This window comes from Pseudomonas sp. AC463 (assembly GCF_979253585.1).
The window spans coordinates 1-375 of sequence record NZ_CEEDDZ010000213.1 but is presented as its reverse complement, the minus strand read 5'-3'; the positions used below and the strand labels follow the sequence as shown (position 1 = coordinate 375).

Genomic DNA, 375 nt, shown 5'->3' with positions numbered 1-375 from the left:
GATCTATTACGCCGAAAGCCTCGACAAGCTCGCCGCCAATATCGAGGAGGTGCGCCCGACGATCATGTTCGTCGTGCCCCGCCTGTTCGAGGTGCTGCGGACGCGGATCGGCAAGGCGATTGAGAAACAGGGCGGCATGTCGTCCTATCTGCTCAGCAAAGCGCTCGACATCGGTGCGAAGGAGAGCGAGGGGCGCGTGCGGCTGCTCGATCGGCCCGCGCAGTTGCTGGTCCGCACGCTGTTCAAACCGAAGATCGCGAAGAAGTTCGGCGGGCGGATGAAGGCGATGGTGTCCGGCGGTGCGCCTTTGACGCCGGAGGTCGGACTGTTCTTCCAGTCGCTCGGCGTCACGTTTCTACAAGGATACGGCCAGAC

The 375-nt window shown here is 62.9% G+C and carries 1 protein-coding gene; it reads left to right on the top strand.

Annotated features, from left to right (window positions below; all coding sequences use genetic code 11):
- The coding region (locus AC0IYH_RS29825; protein WP_471837691.1) for an AMP-binding protein at positions 1–375 on the top strand (375 nt) is incomplete at both ends.